The following is a 23,557-nucleotide window of genomic DNA, read 5'->3' on the forward strand; positions in this document are numbered from 1 at the left end:
TTGGTGATAAGAGGATATTAGGAGGGGACTAAAATGAATAAGGGAAAATTAAAACAAATTCTGCTTATAACCGACGGCTGCTCCAATCACGGTGAAGATCCGATTGCGATGGCGGCTCTGGCAAAAGAACAAGGCATTTCAGTAAATGTAATCGGAATCGTTGAAGAAAATGTGATTGATCAGGAGGCGATCGATGAGATTGAAGGGATTGCTATGTCGGGCGGAGGTGTAAGCCAGATTGTCTATGCTCATCAGCTCTCTCAAACGGTGCAAATGGTTACAAGGCAAGCGATGACTCAAACTCTGCAAGGGGTGGTCAATTCTGAACTTCAGCAAATCCTCGGGAAGAAAGTGACAATGGAGGAGCTTTCGCCTGAAAAACGGGGAGAGGTGATGGAAGTAGTCGATGAGCTTGGAGAAACGATCGGTATGGAGATTTTAATATTAGTAGATATGAGCGGAAGCATGAAGCCGAAACTGCCGACTGTAAAAGAATCACTTTTGGATTTATCTATCAGCTTGAATTCGAGAATAGGGGAAAATCAATTTTCAGTGTCTGTATTTCCTGGGAAAAAGGATGAAGTTGAAACCATTTTGGAATGGACACCGAAACTTGAATCGCTCTCCTCTATTTTTCCTAAACTTACAACTGGCGGCATTACCCCGACCGGACCGGCTATTCGTGATGGCATCCATTCGTTTAAGAAAAAGCGTTCTTTAAGGAGTTTGCTCTCAGATGATGAACAATACTTCAACGAATCAAACATGTAAAGCTGCACCAGGCACCATTATTAAGGGAAAGTGGCATAATCAGCAGTACCGGATATTGAAACCCCTTGGTCAGGGTGCTACAGGGATTGTCTATTTAGCGGAGGGAAAACATGGACTTTCAGCACTTAAAGTAAGTGAGAACAGCATGTCCATTACTTCTGAAGTGAATGTCCTTAAACACTTTTCAAAGGTCCAGGGGAATTCCCTTGGGCCTGCTTTAATTGATGTAGATGATTGGATGAATCCCAGAACCCAAACACAAGTTCCTTTTTATGTAATGGAATATATTAAAGGAAAGCAATATCTTGATTTTATCCAGAACAATGGCAACGAATGGATTGGTGTATTAATAATTCAGCTTCTCTCAAATCTGCAGGAGCTCCATCAGGCAGGCTGGGTTTTCGGCGACTTGAAACCGGAGAATCTGATTGTGGCTGACAGGCCGGTGCAGCTGAGGTTTATAGATGTTGGAGGAACAACGCTTAAGGGCAGGTCTATAAAAGAGTTTACCGATTTTTTTGATAGAGGATACTGGGGACTTGGGACCCGCAAGGCGGAGGCGGAGTATGATCTATTTGCAGCTGCTATGATCGTGATCAATTCTGTTTATCCTAAACGGTTTAAAAAGCAGGGAGACGGAAACGGTCAGCTAAATGCTGTTATTCAGTCAAATCCTTACTTGCGGCAGCATTCTGCCGTTTTAAATAATGCCATCTTGGGAAAATACAAGTATGCTTCTGAAATGAAACAGGATTTCCTGCAGTCTCTTTATCCTAAGACGAGCAGAAAGCCCCCTGCCGCAGCAAGACAGTCTGCTCCAAACCATCAGCAGAAAAAAACGCGGGTGCAGGTTAAAAAGAAGAGCAAAGTAAGCGGATGGATCGAAACCGTGATGATTATTGCTGCTTTATGCATTATCTATTCGTTCTATGTTTATCACTATCTCCTGTAAATTTGATAAATATGTGAACGGGGGACTTCTTTTTTGCAGACGCCAAAGCATAAGTGATAGTATTAATGTGCACTCAATATAGAATGTACTGTTCTCGGACAGGATGCGTTTTAGAAAAAAATTATTAAATCATGCTATAAAAGAGGAATGCCATGCTAGAACGTTTCCGGACTTTTCTTAATGTTAACGATATAAAAGATGCAACCGTTGTGATTGGGGTTTCAGGCGGACCTGATTCGCTTGCCCTGCTTCATTTATTTATGAGGTTTCAGCAAGCTTATCAGCTTAGAATCATTGCTGCTCATGTGGATCATATGTTTAGAGGTCGACAGTCTGAAGAAGAAATGGAATTTGTTAAGCACTATTGCCGTTCGAATGGGGTTCCGTGTGAAGCTGTTCAGCTGAACGTGTCTGATTTCGCCAGGAAGCACCCGGAAATGAGTGCTCAGAATGCAGCCAGAGAATGCCGCTACACTTTCTACAGCAAAGTAATGGAAAAGTATGAGGGAAAGTTTTTGTCTTTAGGGCATCATGGAGATGATCAGGTTGAGACCATTTTAATGAGAATGACTAGAGGCGGAATGGGTGCTTCTATTGCGGGAATTCCTGAAATGCGTGATTTTGACAGCGGGAAAATCATTCGTCCTTTTTTATCTTTTACAAAAGATCAAATTCTTACCTACTGTCATGAACACAAGCTGTCTCCGCGATTTGATCCAAGCAACGAGAAGCAGGACTATACAAGAAATCGCTTCCGCAAACATGTATTGCCGTTTCTTAAGGAAGAAAACCCTAAAGTTCATGAGAGATTTCAGTTTTTCAGCAGAACATTTAGAGAAGATGAGCAGTTCTTACAGGAATTAACGAAAGAAAAATTGAATACAGTATTGAAAAGGAAAAAGAACGAAATCGAATTGAATATTGAAATGTTTAAAACCCTGCCTATGCCTTTACAAAGAAGAGGTATTCAACTAATATTAAACTATCTTTACGAAGATATTCCATCTTCCCTTTCTTCTATACATATAGAGAGTCTTCAGTCTTTACTCTCGCAAAAACATCCTTCCGGTTCACTTGATTACCCAGACGGTCTAAAAGTAATCAAATCCTATCAAACGTGTTTGTTTACTTTTGAACAAAACACAGACCAGTCATATGAGATGCAAGTGCAGATACCTTCACGCACTTCCCTCCCAAACGGGTATATCATAACTTGTGAAATTTCGGACAGGAGTCCTGATGATCTGTCAGGGAACCATGTGTTCGTCATGCCATATTCTTCTTTGAACAAACCCTTGCTTATCCGCACAAGAAGGCAAGGTGATAAAATCAAACTGAAAGGCATGAACGGTACGAAAAAAGTAAAAGATATATTTATTGATGCTAAAGTACCGATCAATAAGAGAAACAGCTGGCCTGTTTTAGAAGATGGCAGCGGTAATATCCTCTGGCTTCCCGGCCTTAAGAAATCTTCATTTGAAGAATACGGGTTATCCGAGGGTGATTGTGTTGTACTGGAATATAAAGAGCAATGATTTTGTAGGGGGCAACTTGTAATGAAGCAGGATATCGAAAAAGTATTAATCACAGAAGAAGAGATCAGTGTCAAAGTAAAAGCATTGGGCAAAGCGCTAACAGAAGAATATAAAGACCGCTTTCCGCTCGCAATTGGTGTTTTAAAGGGTGCAATGCCTTTTATGGCGGATCTGCTGAAGAACATCGATACATACTTGGAAATGGACTTTATGGATGTTTCGAGTTATGGTACATCTACGGTCTCTTCCGGTGAAGTTAAGATTCTTAAGGATTTGGATACTTCAGTTGAAGGCAGAGACATTCTAATCATTGAAGATATCATCGACAGCGGTTTAACACTAAGCTACTTAGTAGAGCTTTTCCGTTACCGTAAAGCAAAAACAATCAGCATTGTGACTTTGCTTGATAAACCGACTGGACGCAAAGCTGATATCCAGGCAGATTATGTATGCTTTGAAGTTCCGGATGCATTTGTAGTCGGCTATGGTTTAGATTACATTGAACGCTACCGCAATCTTCCGTACATCGGCGTGCTGAAGCCTGAAATTTATCAAAATAAGTAACAATGGATTTTGTCAAGTATACAAATGGCTAATTAGTTGTATTGCCATGATTTTCTATGATACTATTTAAAATAGCTGTGTTTACTGTGGGAGGAGGTAAGGAATGAATCGGATCTTCCGTAATACCATATTTTATTTATTAATCTTTTTAGTGGTTATTGGAGTCGTCAGTTTTTTCCAAGGAAACAATACAAAAACTGAACCATTAACTTACAGTAAATTCATTTCCGAACTTGAGGCTGGAGATGTTGAAGAAATAACGATACAGCCGCTGCGTGGGGTTTATGAAGTTAAAGGTAAGTTAACTGATTATAAAGAAGATGAGTTATTTGTAACTCATGTATTAAGCGACAAAGCATTAGACCGTGTGGATGCTGCTGCTCAGGGGAAAACGAGCGTTAAGTTCGTACCTGCAGAAGAAACCAGCGGATGGGTAACGTTCTTTACATCCATCATTCCTTTTGTCATTATCTTCATTCTTTTCTTCTTCTTGCTCAACCAGGCTCAGGGCGGCGGAAGCCGTGTCATGAACTTTGGCAAAAGCAAAGCCAAGCTTTACAGCGAAGAAAAGAAAAAGGTCAGATTTAAAGACGTTGCAGGTGCAGATGAAGAGAAGCAGGAGCTTGTTGAAGTCGTGGAATTCCTAAAGGATCCACGTAAGTTTGCAGAGCTTGGCGCCCGCATTCCTAAAGGTGTTCTTCTTGTAGGACCTCCTGGAACAGGTAAAACGCTTCTTGCACGTGCTGCTGCCGGAGAAGCTGGCGTGCCGTTCTTCTCAATCAGCGGATCTGATTTCGTTGAAATGTTTGTCGGTGTAGGGGCTTCCCGTGTTCGTGACTTGTTTGAGAATGCGAAAAAGAACGCACCTTGTATTATCTTTATTGATGAAATTGATGCAGTTGGCCGTCAGCGCGGCGCGGGTCTTGGCGGAGGCCATGATGAGCGTGAGCAGACCCTTAACCAATTGCTTGTTGAAATGGACGGATTTGGCGGAAATGAAGGAATCATTATGATTGCTGCTACAAACCGCCCTGACATTCTTGATCCTGCTTTATTGCGTCCAGGCCGTTTTGACCGTCAGATTACGGTTGACCGTCCTGATCTTAAAGGTCGTGAGGCAGTTCTTCAAGTACATGCCCGCAACAAGCCTTTAGATGATGCTGTTAATTTAAAATCGATCGCCGCCCGTACACCTGGATTCTCAGGTGCAGATCTTGAAAACCTTCTGAATGAGGCTGCACTTGTTGCTGCCCGCCGCAATAAGAAAAAGGTCGATATGACAGATATTGATGAAGCTACAGACCGTGTAATTGCGGGTCCTGCGAAGAAGAGCCGTGTTATTTCTCAAAAAGAACGCAAAATTGTTGCCTATCATGAAGCAGGGCATACAATTATCGGAGTAATTCTTGATGAGGCTGATATGGTGCACAAAGTAACAATCGTACCTCGCGGTCAAGCTGGCGGATATGCTGTTATGCTTCCGAAAGAAGATCGTTACTTTATGACGAAGCCTGAGCTTCTTGATAAAATTACTGGACTTCTCGGCGGCCGTGTAGCTGAGGACATCGTATTCGGCGAAGTCAGCACAGGAGCATCCAATGACTTCCAGCGTGCGACAGGCATTGCCCGCCGCATGGTAACAGAGTTTGGTATGAGTGATAAGCTAGGGCCATTGCAATTTGGACAATCGCAAGGGCAAGTGTTCTTAGGACGCGACTTCAACAGCGAGCAGAACTATAGTGATGCCATTGCACATGAAATTGATATGGAAGTGCAGCGCTTCATTAAAGAAAGCTATGAGCGTGCTAAGAAGATTCTTACTGAGAATCGTGATAAATTAGAGCTGATTGCTCAAACACTGCTTGAAATTGAAACACTCGATGCAGAACAGATTAAACACCTTGTGGATCATGGCACATTGCCGGATCGGCCAGCTGCTGTCGACAAAAAACAAGAAGATGTGAAAGTGAACATCCTCCCGAAAAAGGATGAAGAACAAACATCTGAAATACATGAAGATCGAAAAGAAGATTAATCGGTCTTTAGAAGAACCGCATGTTCATTATGAGCTTGCGGTTCTTTCTTTTTGCATTTCATCTTCTAAAAAGAATAAAATGGAGATGTTGTTTATTCTGGGGAATAATAATTGATTCAGTTCTTATTTTTATACGATTCGATTTCTTAACTCATATGATATGATTGAAAAGAATGAGCCTTAAAAAGTGAAAAGAAACTATACAAAGTGGTGATACATATGTTTTTAGTATTGGATGTAGGGAATACAAATACCGTTTTAGGCGTTTTTGAGAGTGATGAATTAAAACATCACTGGCGAATTGAAACGACAAGAAATAAAACGGAAGATGAGTTTGGCATGCTGATTAAATCATTATTTGAACATGAAGGAATACAGCTTACCGATATTAAAGGGATTATTATTTCGTCCGTTGTTCCTCCAATTATGTTCTCGCTCGAGAGAATGTGTTCAAAGTACTTTAAGCAAAAGCCTTTAGTTGTAGGACCAGGAATTAAAACAGGTTTGAACATAAAATATGAGAATCCGCGTGAGGTTGGTGCTGACAGAATAGTTAATGCAGTGGCCGGCATTCATTTATACGGAGGACCTTTAATTATTGTCGACTTTGGTACAGCCACAACCTATTGTTATATAAATGAGGAAAAACAATATATGGGGGGAGCTATTGCCCCGGGAATTAACATTTCAACAGAAGCGTTATATTCAAGAGCAGCTAAACTTCCAAGAATTGAAATTGCAAGACCGGACGATATTATCGGAAAAAATACTGTGAGTGCGATGCAGGCCGGTATTTTATTCGGCTATGTGGGACAAGTAGAAGGCATTGTTAATAGAATGAAACAACAGTCAAAAGCAGAGCCTAAGGTTATTGCTACAGGAGGACTGGCATCATTGATTGCGTCTGAATCGAAAGTAATTGAAATTGTCGATCCTTTCCTTACGTTAAAAGGCCTGCAGCTTATTTATGAAAGAAACAGCATTTAATTTGGAAGGTGAGATTACAATGGATTATTTAGTAAAGGCGCTTGCGTTTGACGGGCAAGTGCGTGCGTATGCTGCCAAAACAACAGACACAGTAGGAGAAGCGCAAAGAAGGCACCAGACATGGCCGACTGCTTCAGCAGCTTTAGGCCGGTCTATGACAGCTGGAGTCATGCTTGGATCAATGCTTAAAGGCGAGAATAAAATGACGATCAAAGTTGAGGGAGGCGGGCCTATCGGTGTCATTGTTGTAGACAGCAATGCAAAAGGCGAGGTGAGAGGCTACGTCACAAACCCTCAAACTCATTTTGACCTTAATGAAAAAGGGAAGCTTGATGTCGCACGGGCAGTAGGCACCACAGGCATGCTTTCCATTGTGAAGGATCTTGGGATGAAAGAACATTTTACAGGTTCAGTTCCCATCGTGTCTGGCGAATTAGGTGAGGATTTCACCTATTATCTTGTATCCTCAGAGCAGGTTCCCTCGTCTGTGGGTGTCGGAGTACTTGTTAATCCGGATAATACAATCCTTGCAGCAGGAGGATTCATTGTTCAATTAATGCCGGGGACGGATGAATCAACTATTACAGAAATCGAGAAACGTCTAGGCAGTGTAGAGCCAATTTCGAAGTTAATTCAAAAAGGATTAACTCCAGAAGAAATTCTTTTTGAAGTATTAGGTAAAGAAAACGTGAAGCTGCTAGATAAACAATCCGTTGCATTCCATTGCCCTTGCTCCCGCGAAAGAATCGCAAATGCCATTATCAGCCTAGGTGCCGAAGAAATTCAAAGTATGATTGAAGAGGATGGCAAAGCAGAGGCAGAATGTCATTTTTGCAATGAAAGATATCATTTCAACAAAGAAGAATTAACAGCGCTGAAGGAAAGTGCGTTAAACTGAACAATGAAACAGGAGATGGAGAAATGAACGGGAAAGCAGTATGGCCAATCATTTTTGGTCTTGTCATCATTAATTGTTTTACCTTGGCCTATTTCTTATCTAAAGATGACAGTATAGCAGCTGTTGTTTCTGGAAACCAGAAATCGGAGTCCATTGCTGTTGTCGGAAAGAAAGAAATTACAAGGGAAGACTGGATGGCGGAGCTTGAAGAGCGTTTCGGAAAAGAAACACTTGAAGAGATGATTAATTTTACGGTAGTTGAGGAGCTTGCGGAAAAGCACAGCATTAAGATCCCTGAAGAAGAACTTGAACGCGAGCTTACGATGTACAAATCCATGTACAATTCCCTTGATAACGAACGGCTGACAGATACGAAAGAACTGCGCGAGCAAATCAGATACAGCATACTGTTAGAAGAATTGTTAACCAAGGATGTTGAAATATCTGATAAAGAACTGAAAGCTTATTATGACTCCAATAAAGAGCTGTATTCAATTGAAGATTCGTATCACTTATTCCATATTGTGACGGAGACCGAGGAAGATGCTTTAAAAGTGATAGAAGAACTAAAAGGCGGCTCAAGCTTTGAAGCGCTGGCTGCTGAAAAGTCAATTGATGAATTTACGGCAAACGAGGGAGGAGAGCTTGGGTTTGTGTCCGCAAATAATGATTACCTTCCATCACAATATGTTGGCGAGGCTGAGAAACTGAAAATAGATGAATGGAGCCACCCGATTAAGAGTAAGCTCGGCTATTCTGTTCTTTTATTAAAAGAAAAGCTTGATGGTGTCCAATACTCATATGAAGATGTGAAAAATCAAATGAGAAGGCAGATTGCACTGGAACAAATGGAATCTGCTGTATCTGTTAAACCATTGTGGGAAGAGGCAGGAGTTACGTGGTTTTATGATGATGATACTTCTAAGGAATAAGCAGTTTGTCCTATCCGATAAGTAAGAAAAGATTGACAATTCAGACTGAGTTTTGGTACATTCTTTTTAAAGCCAATAAAAATACTCGGAAATAGAGGTGGTCAGATTGACGCGTGTTGCAAATTCAATACACGAACTGATTGGGGAAACACCGATAGTGAAGTTAAATCGAATCGTAGATGAGGATAGCGCCGATGTTTATTTGAAGCTTGAGTTTATGAACCCGGGAAGCAGCGTAAAAGACCGGATTGCACTTGCAATGATTGAGGCAGCTGAAGAAAAGGGTCTTCTTAAAGCCGGAGATACGATTATTGAACCAACAAGCGGCAATACAGGTATCGGTTTAGCCATGGTAGCTGCTGCTAAAGGCATTAAGGCTATTTTAGTTATGCCTGAGACAATGAGTATGGAGCGCCGTAATCTTTTAAAAGCATATGGAGCAGAGCTTGTGCTTACACCAGGTCCCGAAGGAATGGGCGGAGCCATTCGCAAAGCTGAGGAACTTTCTAAAGAACATGGTTACTTCATGCCTCAGCAATTTAAAAATGAAGCGAATCCTGAGGTTCACCGCAGAACAACAGGTCCTGAAATTGTGAGCCAAATGGGTGATCAGCTTGATGCATTTATTTCAGGTATCGGAACAGGCGGTACAATCACTGGTGCTGGCCAAGTACTTAAGGAAGCTTATCCAGACATTAAGATTTATGCAGTTGAGCCTTCAGACTCACCAGTATTGTCTGGCGGTAAACCGGGCCCTCATAAAATTCAGGGTATCGGCGCAGGATTTGTGCCTGATATCTTAAAAACAGACATTTACGATGAAGTCATTACCGTCAAAAATGAAGAAGCATTTGAGGTTGCCCGCCAAGCAGCTAAAGAAGAAGGTTTGCTCGGAGGAATTTCTTCGGGTGCAGCTATTAAAGCTGCATTGCAGGTTGCGAAAGAATTAGGAAAAGGCAAAAAAGTTCTGGCCATCATTCCAAGCAACGGCGAAAGATACTTAAGCACTCCGTTATATCAATTCGATTAAAATAAAAACAGCCTTCGGGCTGTTTTTTCTATACTGTCTCTTTAGTTTCCTCTCCTTTCAATATTTTCATCATGTAATCTTCCTGTGTTTTAGGTAAAATGAAGGTATGAGTTTTTAAGGAGAGGGTATAGATGCATCTTGAGAGAAAGCCGCTCGCAAAAAAAGCGGAATACAATCTTGATTTCTTTAAACAATATCAGCATCTTTCTAAACATGAGGAGTATCATGCATTCTTAGAAAGCGGCAGAGGCGGACGGTACAGCATTGCAGGATTGAAGCCTGCAGCGATTGTAAGAGGGAAAGATTCTGTTTTAACAATACAGACGAATGATACGGCAGAAGAACGGAATGGGAATCTGCTCGATACCTTCAGAGATTGGTTTTCTGCTTATAAATCTGTTAAAGACGAAGAGCTTCCGGATTTTCAGGGAGGAGCTATTGGCTTTTTCAGCTACGATTGTGTAAGATATTTTGAAAAACTCGAACAGCATTCAAAAGATGATCTGGAAACGCCTGATTTGTTTTTCCTGCTGTTTGATGATCTTGCTGTTTATGATCACCAAGAGCGTGAGATTTGGTTCATTACCCATTACAGACAGGATCATGAAGTAGAAGAGGCTAAGAGACGCATTGCTGAAATGGAACGGAGCTGGACTGAGTTGCGTTCTGAGCCATTTATTCATAAACAGGCTGCGCCTAAAGGGGAAGCGTTGCAGGATGCTTTTACTAAAGAATCCTTCATGGAAGCAGTAGAGAAAATCAAAGAATATATAGAGAGCGGCGATGTTTTTCAGGTGAACTTATCCGTAAGGCAAACCCAGCCGTTAGAAGTTCATCCGCTTAAGATTTATGAAACGCTAAGAGAATTAAATCCTTCTCCTTATATGGCTTATCTCGAATTGAAGGATTTCCAGATTGTCAGCGGCTCTCCAGAGCTTTTAGTGAAGATTGATGGAGAAAAAGCAAGCACGCGCCCAATCGCAGGAACTAGGTCGAGAGGGGAAAATGAAGAGGAAGATACAAAGCTTGCAAATGAACTGATTCAAAATGAGAAGGAACGGGCAGAACATGTCATGCTTGTCGATCTTGAGAGAAATGACTTGGGAAGAGTGTGCAAATACGGAACAGTTGAAGTAAACGAGTTTATGGTCATTGAAAAATATTCGCATGTTATGCACATTGTTTCAAATGTACAAGGAACATTAGCCGAAGAAAAAGACTATATCGATGTTTTTAAAGGTGTTTTTCCTGGGGGCACGATAACAGGAGCTCCGAAAATAAGAACAATGGAAATTATTGAAGAACTAGAACCGTCACGAAGAGGCATTTATACGGGCTCCATCGGCTGGATTGGATATAATGGAGATATGGAGCTGAACATTGTCATCCGCACACTGCTTGCAAAGGATGGACATGCCTACATCCAGTCAGGAGCGGGGATCGTGATCGACTCAAACCCGAAACATGAATACAAAGAGTCATTAAAAAAGGCGCAGGCCTTATTGAGAGCAAAAGAGCTGAGTGAAGAAGAGAATATGACAGCAGAGGTGAGAGAAAGATGATTTTAATGATTGATAATTATGATTCATTTACATTTAATTTAGTGCAGTATTTAGGTGAGCTTGGTGAAGAACTGGTTGTCCGCAGAAATGATGAAATTACTTTGGCTGAAATGGAAGAGCTTGCCCCGGATTTCTTAATGATTTCACCTGGGCCCTGCAGCCCTAACGAAGCTGGAATCAGTCTTGCAGCCATAGAATACTTTGCAGGGAAAATTCCTATTTTTGGAGTATGCCTTGGTCATCAATCTATTGCTCAGGTATTTGGCGGTGATGTAGTCCGTGCAGAACGATTAATGCACGGGAAAACATCGGAGATGCATCATGATGGAAAAACGGTCTTTCAGGATATAGAAAATCCATTTACCGCAACACGCTATCATTCATTAATTGTGAAAAAAGAAACATTGCCAGACTGCTTTGAGATTACAGCATGGACAGATGAAGATGAAATTATGGCGATTCGGCATAAAACCCTTCCAATCGAAGGGGTGCAATTTCATCCTGAATCGATTATGACTTCCTTTGGAAAAAATCTGCTGGGCAATTTTATAAAAACATACCAGCCATCCAGAAAACTGGTTTAACGATATGTATATTTACCTTAATTCAGACTATGTAAAAGCAGAGGAAGCAAAAATCTCCCCTTTTGATCATGGATATTTGTATGGATTAGGGGCATTTGAAACATTCAGGCTGTATAAGGGGCATCCTTTTTTGCTGGACGATCACTTGCATCGTCTGCAGGGTGCCTTGGAAGAGCTTCACATCCGCTTAGAACTAACCGGTCTTAAGATTGAAGATGTGATTCAGAAGCTGCTTGTCCTTAATCAGCTGGAGAACGAGAACGTCTCTGTTCGTTTAAATGTTTCAGCAGGTGCCGGCGGGCTTGCCTTTGGGGCAATGGAATACTGGGAGCCGACTGTGATGCTCTTTATGAGGAAGCTGCCTGAAATGCCTGAGAATCTGGAAAAGAGCGGGCGTATCTTATCGCTGCCGCGCAATACCCCTGAGGGAGAGCAGCGCCTGAAATCGCATCATTATCTTAATAATATTCTGGCCAAGCATGAAATCGGCAATGACCCATCAATTGAAGGCATTTTTTTAACAAAAGAGGGTTTTGTGGCAGAAGGAATTGTATCTAACCTTTTTTGGATAAAAGATCATATCGTATATACTCCTTCAATTGATACTGGCATTTTAAATGGGATTACCCGCCAGTTTATTATGCGCTGTTTAGAAAAAATCGGCCTTCAAGCGGAGGAAGGTTTCTATCCAGCAGAAAAGCTGCTAAAGGCTGATGAGGTATTTGCGGTAAATTCTGTTCAGGAGATCATTCCTTTAAAAGAAATTGGTTCCCAATCTTTTTTAGGGAAAAAAGGTGAAATTACGCAAACACTACAGAAGATGTATAAGCAAAATACAATGCTGCTGAAAAGCAGATTTGAGCTGTAAAGGATTGATGAGAAGATGGAAACGATTTTACTTGCCAATAAGAAACAACTATCATGCGGCCCTTATAATTTAAACCTCAGTGAAAAGACCTTTATCATGGGGATCTTAAACCTCACTCCGGACTCTTTTTCTGATGGGGGGAAATTTAATCAGATAGATTCTGCCCTTGCACATGCAGAAGAGATGATTGCAAACGGGGCAGATATTATTGATGTTGGCGGGGAATCCACAAGACCTGGGGCAGAGTACGTTGATTCTGCTGAAGAGATCAAAAGAGTGGTTCCGATCATTGGAAAACTTTCTAAAGAAATCAATGTGCCAATATCTATTGACACGTATAAAGCGGATGTGGCTGAACAGGCCATACTTGCAGGAGCGACAATAATCAACGATGTATGGGGAGCTAAAGCAGATCCAAATATGGCTGCTGTAGCGGCTAAGTATAATGTTCCCATTGTTCTAATGCACAATAGGCAAGAGCGGAAATACGAAAGTTTGATTCCCGATATGATCGCAGATCTTAATGAAAGTGTTGAAATTGTTAAGCGGGCGGGTGTACAGGATGATAAGATTATTTTAGATCCGGGTATAGGCTTTGCAAAGACAATGGAGGATAACCTCGCTGTCATGAGAAATCTTGAAACATTTACGCAGCTTGGCTATCCGGTCCTTTTAGGGACATCAAGAAAATCCTTCATTGGCCGCATTCTTGACCTCCCTCCTTCTGATAGAATGGAAGGGACGGGCGCGACAGTTTGCCTCGGCATTGAAAAAGGGTGCAGCATTGTGCGTGTGCATGATGTTCAGGGTATTGCAAGAATGGCAAAGATGATGGATGCAATGCTTGGAAAAGGGGCGGCTGTTCATGGATAAAATAGTTGTGAGCGGAATGGAATTCTACGGGTATCACGGAGTATTCTCAGAAGAAACGAAACTAGGGCAGCGGTTTCGCGCGGATCTTACGGTCGAGCTTGACTTGCGGGAAGCTGGACGGACAGATGATCTTCAGCATACTGTAAATTATGCTTCTCTTTATCACATCTGCAAAAACATTGCTGAAGGGAAGCCGTATAAGCTTGTGGAGGCTGTTGCAGAAAAGATAGCTGAGCAAGTGCTGAAGGAATTTCAGCAGGTGAACAATTGCACAGTAAAGCTGTACAAGCCAGATCCTCCAATCCCGGGGCATTATCAGCATGTTTCGGTTGAAATCAAAAGAGGCCGGACATGAACAAGGCCTTTCTCGCACTTGGATCTAATATAGGAGACAGAGAGCGTTATGTAAAAGATGCCATCCTAAGCTTGAACGAGCATCCAGCTATAAAGGTGGAAAAAATTTCCTCTATTTATGAAACAGATCCAGTCGGGTACGTGGATCAGGATGCATTTTTGAACATGGTGCTCTCCGTCCGCACAGATTTATCAGCGTTTCAGCTGCTGGATGTCATGCAGGGGATTGAAAAAGAGCTTGGCAGAAAAAGAGAATTAAAATGGGGTCCTCGAACTTTAGACCTTGACATTTTGTTGTTTAATCACGAAAATATTGAAACAGAGCACCTAATTATTCCTCACCCAAGGATGTTAGAACGCTCGTTCGTGTTAATACCGCTTTATGAGATACAACCAGAAATAAAGATTCCAAACAGCGAGCAGCCGCTTTCGATAATTATAGATCAATTAACAGATAAAAAAGGAGTACGAATATGGAAGCAGAAAAATGGGGAAGACGTATTCGCGCTTTTCGAAAGCTGAAAGGATATACTCAAGAAAGCTTTGCAAAAGACCTGGGTATTTCTGTTTCTGTGTTAGGTGAAGTTGAACGGGGAAACAGACTGCCGAATGATCAGTTGATACAAGAAGTAGCGGCCGCTCTGAACGTCACCATAGAAGAATTATCACCAAGAGATTGAATCGCAGAAAAGGAGGTCAAATATTGTTTAAAATAGGCGATATTCAAATGAAAAACCGCGTTGTCCTTGCGCCGATGGCCGGAGTCTGCAACTCTGCATTCCGTCTGACAGTAAAAGAATTTGGAGCGGGTCTTGTTTGTGCTGAAATGGTCAGCGATAAAGCGATCCTTTATAACAATGCCAAAACAATGGGCATGCTGTATATTGATGAGCGCGAAAAACCATTAAGTCTTCAAATTTTCGGAGGCAAAAAAGATACGCTGGTAGAAGCAGCTAAATTCGTTGATAAGAATACGACTGCAGATATTATTGATATCAATATGGGGTGTCCTGTACCTAAGATTACGAAATGTGATGCAGGCGCAAGATGGCTCCTTGATCCGGACAAAATTTATGACATGGTTTCAGCTGTTGTTGATGCAGTAGATAAACCTGTAACTGTTAAAATGCGCATGGGCTGGGATGACAAACATATCTATGCTGTCAGTAATGCTCAAGCAGTTGAAAGAGCGGGCGGAAAAGCTGTAGCACTTCATGGCCGTACGAGAGTTCAAATGTATGAAGGAACAGCAAATTGGGATATCATTAAAGAAGTTAAACAATCTGTCAATATTCCCGTTATCGGAAATGGCGATGTCCAAACACCTCAAGATGCAAAAAGAATGCTTGATGAAACAGGTGTTGATGGCGTCATGATCGGGCGTGCAGCTCTTGGTAACCCGTGGATGATCTATCGTACAGTTCAGTATCTTGATACGGGAGAATTGATCGGTGAGCCGTCTGTACGCGAAAAAATGGATGTTTGCAAACTTCACTTAGATCGCTTGATCGCATTAAAAGGCGAAACTGTAGCTGTCAGAGAAATGAGAAAGCATGCTGCATGGTACCTTAAAGGAATCCGCGGCAACGCCATTGTAAGAAACGCCATTAATACAATGGATACAAGAGATGAACTGGTGAATTTGCTTGATGAGTTTACTTTAGAGGCAGAAGCAAAACAACAAAACAGCATTCAGGCAGGATAATCTGTCTTTTAACGCAGCGATTGCATACTGCCAGTTTGAACTGGCAGTTTTTCTGCTTTCGTTCGTAAATAATAGAATAGGAGCTGATTTTTTTGAGTCACGAAGAATTAACCCACGAAGAACTAAATGACCAGCTGAAAGTAAGACGGGAAAAACTACATACGCTTCGCGAAAAAGGTTTGGATCCATTCGGCAAACGTTTCGAACGTACAGGTTATACAGCACAATTAGTGCGCGAGTACGGTGAAATTTCAAAAGAAGATCTTGAAGAAAGAGAAATTTCTGTTACGCTTGCCGGAAGAATCATGACCAAGCGCGGCAAAGGCAAAGCGGGATTCGCTCACATTAAAGACATCGAAGGGCAAATTCAGATCTATGTGCGCAAAGATGCTGTAGGTGATGAGCAGTATGAGCTTTTCAACACAGCTGACTTAGGGGATATTGTCGGTGTTACAGGAGTTATGTTCAAAACAAAAGTGGGCGAGCTTTCTATTAAAGTCACAAGCTTTGAATTGCTGACAAAATCGTTGCGTCCTCTTCCGGACAAATTTCACGGCTTGAAAGACATCGAGCAGCGCTACCGTCAAAGATACCTGGATTTAATCATGAACGACGAAAGTAAAAGCACATTTATTGCACGCAGCAAGATCATTCAGTCTATGCGCCGTTATTTGGACCAAAACGGATACTTAGAGGTTGAAACACCAACTATGCATACAATTGCAGGCGGAGCATCAGCACGTCCATTTGTAACGCATCACAACGCACTTGATATGCAATTGTACATGCGCATCGCGATTGAGCTTCATCTGAAGAGACTAATTGTGGGCGGAATGGAAAAAGTATATGAAATTGGCCGTGTATACAGAAACGAAGGGATTTCTACACGCCATAACCCGGAATTCACGATGATTGAGCTTTATGAGGCTTATGCAGACTATAGAGACATCATGTCATTAACTGAAAATCTAATTGCTCATATTGCAAAAGAGGTAACTGGATCTACGAAAGTGACTTATGGCGAGTATGAGATTGATCTACAGCCTGAGTGGACAAGGCTGCACATGGTTGATGCAATCAAAGAACGTACTGGTGTAGACTTCTGGCAGGAAATGACCGTCGAAGAAGCGCGAGCACATGCAGCGGAGCATAATGTTGAAATTAACAAAAACATGACTGTAGGTCATATCATAAATGAATTCTTTGAGCAAAAAGTAGAAGAGCATCTAATTGAGCCGACATTTATCTTTGGTCATCCTGTTGAAATCTCTCCTCTTGCGAAAAAGAATGATGAAGATCCTCGTTTCACTGATCGATTTGAATTATTCATTGTAGCGCGCGAGCATGCGAACGCATTTACAGAACTCAATGATCCAATCGATCAAAAAGAACGGTTTGAAGCACAGCTTCAAGAAAGAGAGCAAGGAAATGACGAGGCACATATGATGGACGAAGACTTCATTGAAGCTTTGGAATACGGAATGCCTCCAACAGGCGGTCTTGGAATCGGAATTGACCGTGTAGTTATGCTTCTGACAAACTCATCTTCTATTAGAGATGTATTGTTATTCCCGCATATGAGACATCGTTAATATCGGTTAAAAACCTCCGTTTAAGTACGGAGGTTTTTTTATTTTGTTTTTTTATAAAAAAGTCTTGCTTAATAGTGTTAGCGGTGATATATTATTAAACGTTGCCGCAAAAAAGCGGACTAACAAAAAAATAAAAAGTTGAAAAGAGTGCTTGACTTAACAAATCAACAATGGTATGATTTAAAAGTTGCTCTTGAAGCAAATGATCTTTGAAAACTAAACAAAACCAAAAGCGTACCAAACGTTTTAAATTTTTGAAGTCAGCAACAAATTGAGTCACAAATTTTCTTCGGAGAGTTTGATCCTGGCTCAGGACGAACGCTGGCGGCGTGCCTAATACATGCAAGTCGAGCGGACCTCTTCGGAGGTCAGCGGCGGACGGGTGAGTAACACGTGGGCAACCTGCCTGTAAGACTGGGATAACTCCGGGAAACCGGAGCTAATACCGGATAGTATCTTGAACCGCATGGTTCAAGTTGGAAAGACGGTTTCGGCTGTCACTTACAGATGGGCCCGCGGCGCATTAGCTAGTTGGTGAGGTAATGGCTCACCAAGGCAACGATGCGTAGCCGACCTGAGAGGGTGATCGGCCACACTGGGACTGAGACACGGCCCAGACTCCTACGGGAGGCAGCAGTAGGGAATCTTCCGCAATGGACGAAAGTCTGACGGAGCAACGCCGCGTGAGTGATGAAGGTTTTCGGATCGTAAAACTCTGTTGTTAGGGAAGAACAAGTGCGAGAGTAACTGCTCGCACCTTGACGGTACCTAACCAGAAAGCCACGGCTAACTACGTGCCAGCAGCCGCGGTAATACGTAGGTGGCAAGCGTTGTCCGGAATTATTGGGCGTAAAGCGCGCGCAGGCGGTTTCTTAAGTCTGATGTGAAAGCCCCCGGCTCAACCGGGGAGGGTCATTGGAAACTGGGAAACTTGAGTGCAGAAGAGGAGAGTGGAATTCCACGTGTAGCGGTGAAATGCGTAGAGATGTGGAGGAACACCAGTGGCGAAGGCGACTCTCTGGTCTGTAACTGACGCTGAGGCGCGAAAGCGTGGGGAGCGAACAGGATTAGATACCCTGGTAGTCCACGCCGTAAACGATGAGTGCTAAGTGTTAGAGGGTTTCCGCCCTTTAGTGCTGCAGCTAACGCATTAAGCACTCCGCCTGGGGAGTACGGTCGCAAGACTGAAACTCAAAGGAATTGACGGGGGCCCGCACAAGCGGTGGAGCATGTGGTTTAATTCGAAGCAACGCGAAGAACCTTACCAGGTCTTGACATCCTTTGCCACTTCTAGAGATAGAAGGTTCCCCTTCGGGGGACAAAGTGACAGGTGGTGCATGGTTGTCGTCAGCTCGTGTCGTGAGATGTTGGGTTAAGTCCCGCAACGAGCGCAACCCTTGATCTTAGTTGCCAGCATTCAGTTGGGCACTCTAAGGTGACTGCCGGTGACAAACCGGAGGAAGGTGGGGATGACGTCAAATCATCATGCCCCTTATGACCTGGGCTACACACGTGCTACAATGGATGGTACAAAGGGCTGCGAGACCGCGAGGTTTAGCCAATCCCATAAAACCATTCTCAGTTCGGATTGCAGGCTGCAACTCGCCTGCATGAAGCTGGAATCGCTAGTAATCGCGGATCAGCATGCCGCGGTGAATACGTTCCCGGGCCTTGTACACACCGCCCGTCACACCACGAGAGTTTGCAACACCCGAAGTCGGTGGGGTAACCGCAAGGAGCCAGCCGCCTAAGGTGGGGTAGATGATTGGGGTGAAGTCGTAACAAGGTAGCCGTATCGGAAGGTGCGGCTGGATCACCTCCTTTCTAAGGAAGATATGAGGACGCTTTTGGTTTTTGTTTAGTTTTGAGAGATCATTCTCTCTATGATAGAAGACAAATCATCCGATTTGTCGGTTGTTCTTTGAAAACTAGATAACGTAATTGATAACAAGTAATTCACTGAGATTTACGCTTACCATAATTAGTGATTTTCTAGACATTTATGTCTAAACAAACAACGAAATGCGAAACGCATCTTATGATGCGGTTGACCATTTAGGTTAAGTTATGAAGGGCGCACGGTGGATGCCTTGGCACTAGGAGCCGATGAAGGACGGGACTAACACCGATATGCTTTGGGGAGCTGTAAGTAAGCTTTGATCCAGAGATTTCCGAATGGGGAAACCCACTGTTCGTAATGGAACAGTATCTTTATCTGAATACATAGGATAATGAAGGCAGACCCGGGGAACTGAAACATCTAAGTACCCGGAGGAAGAGAAAGCAAACGCGATTTCCCAAGTAGCGGCGAGCGAAACGGAATTAGCCCAAACCAAGAGGCTTGCCTCTTGGGGTTGTAGGACACTCTATACGGAGTTACAAAGGAACGGGGTAGATGAAGCGACCTGGAAAGGTCCGTCAGAGAAGGTAATAACCCTGTAGTCGAAACTTCGTTCCCTCCAGAGTGGATCCTGAGTACGGCGGGACACGAGAAATCCCGTCGGAAGCAGGGAGGACCATCTCCCAAGGCTAAATACTCCCTAGTGACCGATAGTGAACCAGTACCGTGAGGGAAAGGTGAAAAGCACCCCGGAAGGGGAGTGAAAAGATCCTGAAACCGTGTGCTTACAAGTAGTCAGAGCCCGTTAATGGGTGATGGCGTGCCTTTTGTAGAATGAACCGGCGAGTTACGATCCCGTGCAAGGTTAAGTTGATGAGACGGAGCCGCAGCGAAAGCGAGTCTGAATAGGGCGTTTTAGTACGTGGTCGTAGACCCGAAACCAGGTGATCTACCCATGTCCAGGGTGAAGTTCAGGTAACACTGAATGGAGGCCCGAACCCACGCACGTTGAAAAGTGCGGGGATGAGGTGTGGGTAGCGGAGAAATTCCAATCGAACCTGGAGATAGCTGGTTCTCTCCGAAATAGCTTTAGGGCTAGCCTCAAGTATGAGAGTCTTGGAGGTAGAGCACTGATTGGACTAGGGGCCCTCATCGGGTTACCGAATTCAGTCAAACTCCGAATGCCAAAGACTTGCTCCTTGGGAGTCAGACTGCGAGTGATAAGATCCGTAGTCAAGAGGGAAACAGCCCAGACCACCAGCTAAGGTCCCAAAGTATACGTTAAGTGGAAAAGGATGTGGAGTTGCTTAGACAACCAGGATGTTGGCTTAGAAGCAGCCACCATTTAAAGAGTGCGTAATAGCTCACTGGTCGAGTGACTCTGCGCCGAAAATGTACCGGGGCTAAACGTATCACCGAAGCTGTGGACTGTTCTTACGAACAGTGGTAGGAGAGCGTTCTAAGGGCGTTGAAGCTAGACCGTAAGGACTGGTGGAGCGCTTAGAAGTGAGAATGCCGGTATGAGTAGCGAAAGAGGGGTGAGAATCCCCTCCACCGAATGCCTAAGGTTTCCTGAGGAAGGCTCGTCCGCTCAGGGTTAGTCGGGACCTAAGCCGAGGCCGAAAGGCGTAGGCGATGGACAACAGGTTGATATTCCTGTACCACCTCCTCACCATTTGAGCAATGGGGGGACGCAGGAGGATAGGGCAAGCGCGCTGTTGGATATGCGCGTCCAAGCAGTTAGGCTGAGAAGTAGGCAAATCCGCTTCTCATATAAGGCTGAGCTGTGATGGCGAGGGAAATTTAGTACCGAAGTTCCTGATTCCACACTGCCAAGAAAAGCCTCTAGCGAGGTGAGAGGTGCCCGTACCGCAAACCGACACAGGTAGGCGAGGAGAGAATCCTAAGGTGAGCGAGAGAACTCTCGTTAAGGAACTCGGCAAAATGACCCCGTAACTTCGGGAGAAGGGGTGCTTTTTAGGGTTCATAGCCCTGAAAAGCCGCAGTGAATAGGCCCAGGCGACTGTTTAGCAAAAACACAGGTCTCTGCGAAGCCGCAAGGCGAAGTATAGGGGCTGACGCCTGCCCGGTGCTGGAAGGTTAAGAGGAGAGGTTAGCGCAAGCGAAGCTTTGAATTGAAGCCCCAGTAAACGGCGGCCGTAACTATAACGGTCCTAAGGTAGCGAAATTCCTTGTCGGGTAAGTTCCGACCCGCACGAAAGGCGTAACGATCTGGGCACTGTCTCAACGAGAGACTCGGTGAAATTATAGTACCTGTGAAGATGCAGGTTACCCGCGACAGGACGGAAAGACCCCGTGGAGCTTTACTGTAGCCTGATATTGAATTTTGGTACAGCTTGTACAGGATAGGTAGGAGCCTTGGAAGCCGGAGCGCCAGCTTCGGTGGAGGCATTGGTGGGATACTACCCTTGCTGTATTGAAATTCTAACCCACAGCCCTGATCGGGCTGGGAGACAGTGTCAGGTGGGCAGTTTGACTGGGGCGGTCGCCTCCTAAAATGTAACGGAGGCGCCCAAAGGTTCCCTCAGAATGGTTGGAAATCATTCGCAGAGTGTAAAGGCACAAGGGAGCTTGACTGCGAGACCTACAAGTCGAGCAGGGACGAAAGTCGGGCTTAGTGATCCGGTGGTTCCGCATGGAAGGGCCATCGCTCAACGGATAAAAGCTACCCCGGGGATAACAGGCTTATCTCCCCCAAGAGTCCACATCGACGGGGAGGTTTGGCACCTCGATGTCGGCTCATCGCATCCTGGGGCTGTAGTCGGTCCCAAGGGTTGGGCTGTTCGCCCATTAAAGCGGTACGCGAGCTGGGTTCAGAACGTCGTGAGACAGTTCGGTCCCTATCCGTCGTGGGCGCAGGAAATTTGAGAGGAGCTGTCCTTAGTACGAGAGGACCGGGATGGACGCACCGCTGGTGTACCAGTTGTCTTGCCAAAGGCATCGCTGGGTAGCTATGTGCGGAAGGGATAAGTGCTGAAAGCATCTAAGCATGAAGCCCCCCTCAAGATGAGATTTCCCATCACATTAGTGAGTAAGAACCCTGAAAGATGATCAGGTTGATAGGTCTGAGGTGGAAGCGCGGTGACGTGTGGAGCTGACAGATACTAATCGTTCGAGGACTTAACCACAGTCTAATAAAGTGTAAAAACTGAGTGAAACTTGTTATCATACGTTATTTAGTTTTGAAAGAATAACATTCTTTCTTCAATTGCATATTGTCTGGTGACGATGGCAAAGAGGTCACACCCGTTCCCATGCCGAACACGGAAGTTAAGCTCTTTAGCGCCGATGGTAGTTGGGGGTTTCCCCCTGTGAGAGTAGGACGTTGCCAGGCAGTATACTTTTATACTTAAGCACGAAAGTGCTGTAATGGAGGATTAGCTCAGCTGGGAGAGCATCTGCCTTACAAGCAGAGGGTCGGCGGTTCGAGCCCGTCATCCTCCACCATTTATTCTTTTCAGCTGCATAATATCAGCAAACCTTACTATTAAATGCCGGTGTAGCTCAATTGGTAGAGCAACTGACTTGTAATCAGTAGGTTGGGGGTTCAAGTCCTCTTGCCGGCACCACTTTTTTACCGTAACATGTTTTATTTATAAACTATGTGCCATTAGCTCAGTCGGTAGAGCACGACCGAGCAATCTTCGAAGCTTGCGCTTCAGCACACAAATTGAGCCACTCCTTGAATAATCTTTCTGAGATTTGGGTGTCTTGCAAAACTAAAGAGTGTATTTTAACTATGTGCCATTAGCTCAGTCGGTAGAGCATCTGACTTTTAATCAGAGGGTCGAAGGTTCGAGTCCTTCATGGCACACCATTTTTCCTTAATATGCGGGTGTGGCGGAATTGGCAGACGCGCTAGACTTAGGATCTAGTGTCTTTGACGTGGGGGTTCGAGTCCCTTCACCCGCATCATATTTTGCGGAAGTAGTTCAGTGGTAGAACACCACCTTGCCAAGGTGGGGGTCGCGGGTTCGAATCCCGTCTTCCGCTCTTTACTTGCGCCGGGGTGGCGGAACTGGCAGACGCACAGGACTTAAAATCCTGCGGTAGGTGACTACCGTACCGGTTCGATTCCGGTCCTCGGCACCACTTATATCACATATGCGCCCGTAGCTCAATTGGATAGAGCGTTTGACTACGGATCAAAAGGTTATGGGTTCGACTCCTATCGGGCGCGCCATATACGGGAAGTAGCTCAGCTTGGTAGAGCACTTGGTTTGGGACCAAGGGGTCGCAGGTTCGAATCCTGTCTTCCCGACCATCTTTACCTTTTAATTGGGGCCTTAGCTCAGCTGGGAGAGCGCCTGCCTTGCACGCAGGAGGTCAGCGGTTCGATCCCGCTAGGCTCCACCAATTATTATTAAAAAGTTGTTGACTTAACAAACCAACAATGGTATGATTTAAAAGTTGCTCTTGAAGCAAATGATCTTTGAAAACTAAACAAAACCAAA

Annotated in this window: 18 protein-coding genes, 9 tRNA genes and 3 rRNA genes; all 30 read left to right on the top strand. The window is 44.0% G+C overall.

The genetic code is table 11. From position 1 onward, the window contains the following. The first annotated feature begins 33 nt into the window (after nucleotides 1-33). Complete coding sequence (locus tag QLQ22_RS00420) at nucleotides 34-771, top strand: vWA domain-containing protein (protein ID WP_223438896.1); 738 nt, start codon at nucleotides 34-36, stop codon at nucleotides 769-771. Then, on the top strand, nucleotides 737-1,723 hold the full coding sequence (locus tag QLQ22_RS00425; protein WP_252207845.1) for a protein kinase domain-containing protein: 987 nt from the start codon (nucleotides 737-739) through the stop codon (nucleotides 1,721-1,723). The genes QLQ22_RS00420 and QLQ22_RS00425 overlap by 35 nt, the downstream gene beginning before the upstream one ends. A gap of 152 nt (nucleotides 1,724-1,875) precedes the next feature. Continuing rightward, nucleotides 1,876-3,258: a tRNA lysidine(34) synthetase TilS gene (gene tilS / locus QLQ22_RS00430; RefSeq protein ID WP_284015803.1), complete on the top strand. Its 1,383-nt coding sequence runs from the start codon at nucleotides 1,876-1,878 to the stop codon at nucleotides 3,256-3,258. 21 nt (nucleotides 3,259-3,279) lie between these two features. Beyond that, nucleotides 3,280-3,822, top strand: coding sequence for a hypoxanthine phosphoribosyltransferase (gene hpt, locus QLQ22_RS00435; protein ID WP_223438899.1), 543 nt, complete (start codon nucleotides 3,280-3,282; stop codon nucleotides 3,820-3,822). A gap of 103 nt (nucleotides 3,823-3,925) precedes the next feature. Further along, the gene (gene ftsH, locus QLQ22_RS00440) at nucleotides 3,926-5,857 is read left to right on the top strand and encodes an ATP-dependent zinc metalloprotease FtsH (RefSeq protein ID WP_223438900.1); all 1,932 of its coding nucleotides are present in this window, start codon (nucleotides 3,926-3,928) and stop codon (nucleotides 5,855-5,857) included. Nucleotides 5,858-6,076: 219 nt separating this feature from the next. Continuing rightward, nucleotides 6,077-6,844: a type III pantothenate kinase gene (locus QLQ22_RS00445; protein ID WP_223438901.1), complete on the top strand. Its 768-nt coding sequence runs from the start codon at nucleotides 6,077-6,079 to the stop codon at nucleotides 6,842-6,844. Between the two features lie 19 nt (nucleotides 6,845-6,863). Further along, nucleotides 6,864-7,742: an Hsp33 family molecular chaperone HslO gene (gene hslO, locus QLQ22_RS00450; protein ID WP_223438902.1), complete on the top strand. Its 879-nt coding sequence runs from the start codon at nucleotides 6,864-6,866 to the stop codon at nucleotides 7,740-7,742. A gap of 23 nt (nucleotides 7,743-7,765) precedes the next feature. Further along, a complete protein-coding gene (locus QLQ22_RS00455) occupies nucleotides 7,766-8,674 on the top strand; it encodes a peptidyl-prolyl cis-trans isomerase (protein ID WP_284015804.1) in 909 nt (302 codons plus the stop codon). 106 nt (nucleotides 8,675-8,780) lie between these two features. After that, a complete protein-coding gene (cysK, locus tag QLQ22_RS00460) occupies nucleotides 8,781-9,704 on the top strand; it encodes a cysteine synthase A (RefSeq protein WP_223438904.1) in 924 nt (307 codons plus the stop codon). A gap of 131 nt (nucleotides 9,705-9,835) precedes the next feature. Then, the gene (gene trpE / locus QLQ22_RS00465; protein WP_284015805.1) at nucleotides 9,836-11,266 is read left to right on the top strand and encodes an anthranilate synthase component I; all 1,431 of its coding nucleotides are present in this window, start codon (nucleotides 9,836-9,838) and stop codon (nucleotides 11,264-11,266) included. Continuing rightward, the gene (gene pabA, locus QLQ22_RS00470) at nucleotides 11,263-11,850 is read left to right on the top strand and encodes an aminodeoxychorismate/anthranilate synthase component II (protein WP_284015806.1); all 588 of its coding nucleotides are present in this window, start codon (nucleotides 11,263-11,265) and stop codon (nucleotides 11,848-11,850) included. Before trpE ends, pabA begins: the two co-directional genes overlap by 4 nt. Nucleotides 11,851-11,854: 4 nt before the next feature. Then, entirely contained in the window at nucleotides 11,855-12,718 is an 864-nt protein-coding gene (pabC, locus tag QLQ22_RS00475; protein WP_223438907.1) for an aminodeoxychorismate lyase, read from the top strand. A gap of 15 nt (nucleotides 12,719-12,733) precedes the next feature. Next, nucleotides 12,734-13,591, top strand: a complete 858-nt coding sequence (gene folP / locus QLQ22_RS00480; RefSeq protein ID WP_284015807.1) for a dihydropteroate synthase — start codon at nucleotides 12,734-12,736, stop codon at nucleotides 13,589-13,591. Further along, the gene (gene folB, locus QLQ22_RS00485) at nucleotides 13,584-13,946 is read left to right on the top strand and encodes a dihydroneopterin aldolase (RefSeq protein WP_223438909.1); all 363 of its coding nucleotides are present in this window, start codon (nucleotides 13,584-13,586) and stop codon (nucleotides 13,944-13,946) included. Before folP ends, folB begins: the two co-directional genes overlap by 8 nt. Next, the gene (gene folK, locus QLQ22_RS00490; RefSeq protein ID WP_223438910.1) at nucleotides 13,943-14,467 is read left to right on the top strand and encodes a 2-amino-4-hydroxy-6-hydroxymethyldihydropteridine diphosphokinase; all 525 of its coding nucleotides are present in this window, start codon (nucleotides 13,943-13,945) and stop codon (nucleotides 14,465-14,467) included. The genes folB and folK overlap by 4 nt, the downstream gene beginning before the upstream one ends. Continuing rightward, a complete protein-coding gene (locus tag QLQ22_RS00495; RefSeq protein WP_223438911.1) occupies nucleotides 14,419-14,625 on the top strand; it encodes a helix-turn-helix domain-containing protein in 207 nt (68 codons plus the stop codon). Before folK ends, QLQ22_RS00495 begins: the two co-directional genes overlap by 49 nt. Nucleotides 14,626-14,648: 23 nt before the next feature. Further along, nucleotides 14,649-15,650 carry a tRNA dihydrouridine synthase DusB gene (gene dusB, locus QLQ22_RS00500; protein WP_223438912.1) on the top strand — a complete coding sequence of 334 codons (1,002 nt, stop codon included), beginning with the start codon at nucleotides 14,649-14,651 and terminating at the stop codon, nucleotides 15,648-15,650. 92 nt (nucleotides 15,651-15,742) lie between these two features. Beyond that, nucleotides 15,743-17,242 carry a lysine--tRNA ligase gene (gene lysS, locus QLQ22_RS00505; protein ID WP_070877679.1) on the top strand — a complete coding sequence of 500 codons (1,500 nt, stop codon included), beginning with the start codon at nucleotides 15,743-15,745 and terminating at the stop codon, nucleotides 17,240-17,242. A 286-nt stretch (nucleotides 17,243-17,528) separates the two neighbouring features. After that, a 16S ribosomal RNA gene (locus QLQ22_RS00510) occupies nucleotides 17,529-19,066 on the top strand. A 234-nt stretch (nucleotides 19,067-19,300) separates the two neighbouring features. Further along, nucleotides 19,301-22,231 (top strand): 23S ribosomal RNA (locus QLQ22_RS00515). A 90-nt stretch (nucleotides 22,232-22,321) separates the two neighbouring features. Next, nucleotides 22,322-22,437: ribosomal RNA gene (gene rrf, locus QLQ22_RS00520) — 5S ribosomal RNA — on the top strand. Together the 16S, 23S and 5S rRNA genes with 9 tRNA genes alongside form the textbook arrangement of a ribosomal RNA operon. A gap of 37 nt (nucleotides 22,438-22,474) precedes the next feature. Beyond that, a tRNA-Val gene (locus QLQ22_RS00525) sits at nucleotides 22,475-22,550 on the top strand. 46 nt (nucleotides 22,551-22,596) lie between these two features. Further along, a tRNA-Thr gene (locus tag QLQ22_RS00530) sits at nucleotides 22,597-22,672 on the top strand. 172 nt (nucleotides 22,673-22,844) lie between these two features. Further along, a tRNA-Lys gene (locus QLQ22_RS00535) sits at nucleotides 22,845-22,920 on the top strand. 14 nt (nucleotides 22,921-22,934) lie between these two features. Then, nucleotides 22,935-23,015: transfer RNA gene (locus QLQ22_RS00540), tRNA-Leu, on the top strand. 9 nt (nucleotides 23,016-23,024) lie between these two features. Further along, nucleotides 23,025-23,096, top strand: a tRNA-Gly gene (locus QLQ22_RS00545). 10 nt (nucleotides 23,097-23,106) lie between these two features. Continuing rightward, nucleotides 23,107-23,195 (top strand) — tRNA-Leu (locus QLQ22_RS00550). Between the two features lie 14 nt (nucleotides 23,196-23,209). Next, nucleotides 23,210-23,286 (top strand) — tRNA-Arg (locus tag QLQ22_RS00555). A 4-nt stretch (nucleotides 23,287-23,290) separates the two neighbouring features. Beyond that, a tRNA-Pro gene (locus tag QLQ22_RS00560) sits at nucleotides 23,291-23,367 on the top strand. Between the two features lie 16 nt (nucleotides 23,368-23,383). Further along, a tRNA-Ala gene (locus tag QLQ22_RS00565) sits at nucleotides 23,384-23,459 on the top strand. The last annotated feature ends 98 nt before the right edge of the window (nucleotides 23,460-23,557 follow it).

The organism is Metabacillus hrfriensis (assembly GCF_030127205.1).
Taxonomy (GTDB): Bacteria; Bacillota; Bacilli; order Bacillales; family Bacillaceae; genus Bacillus_P; species Bacillus_P dongyingensis.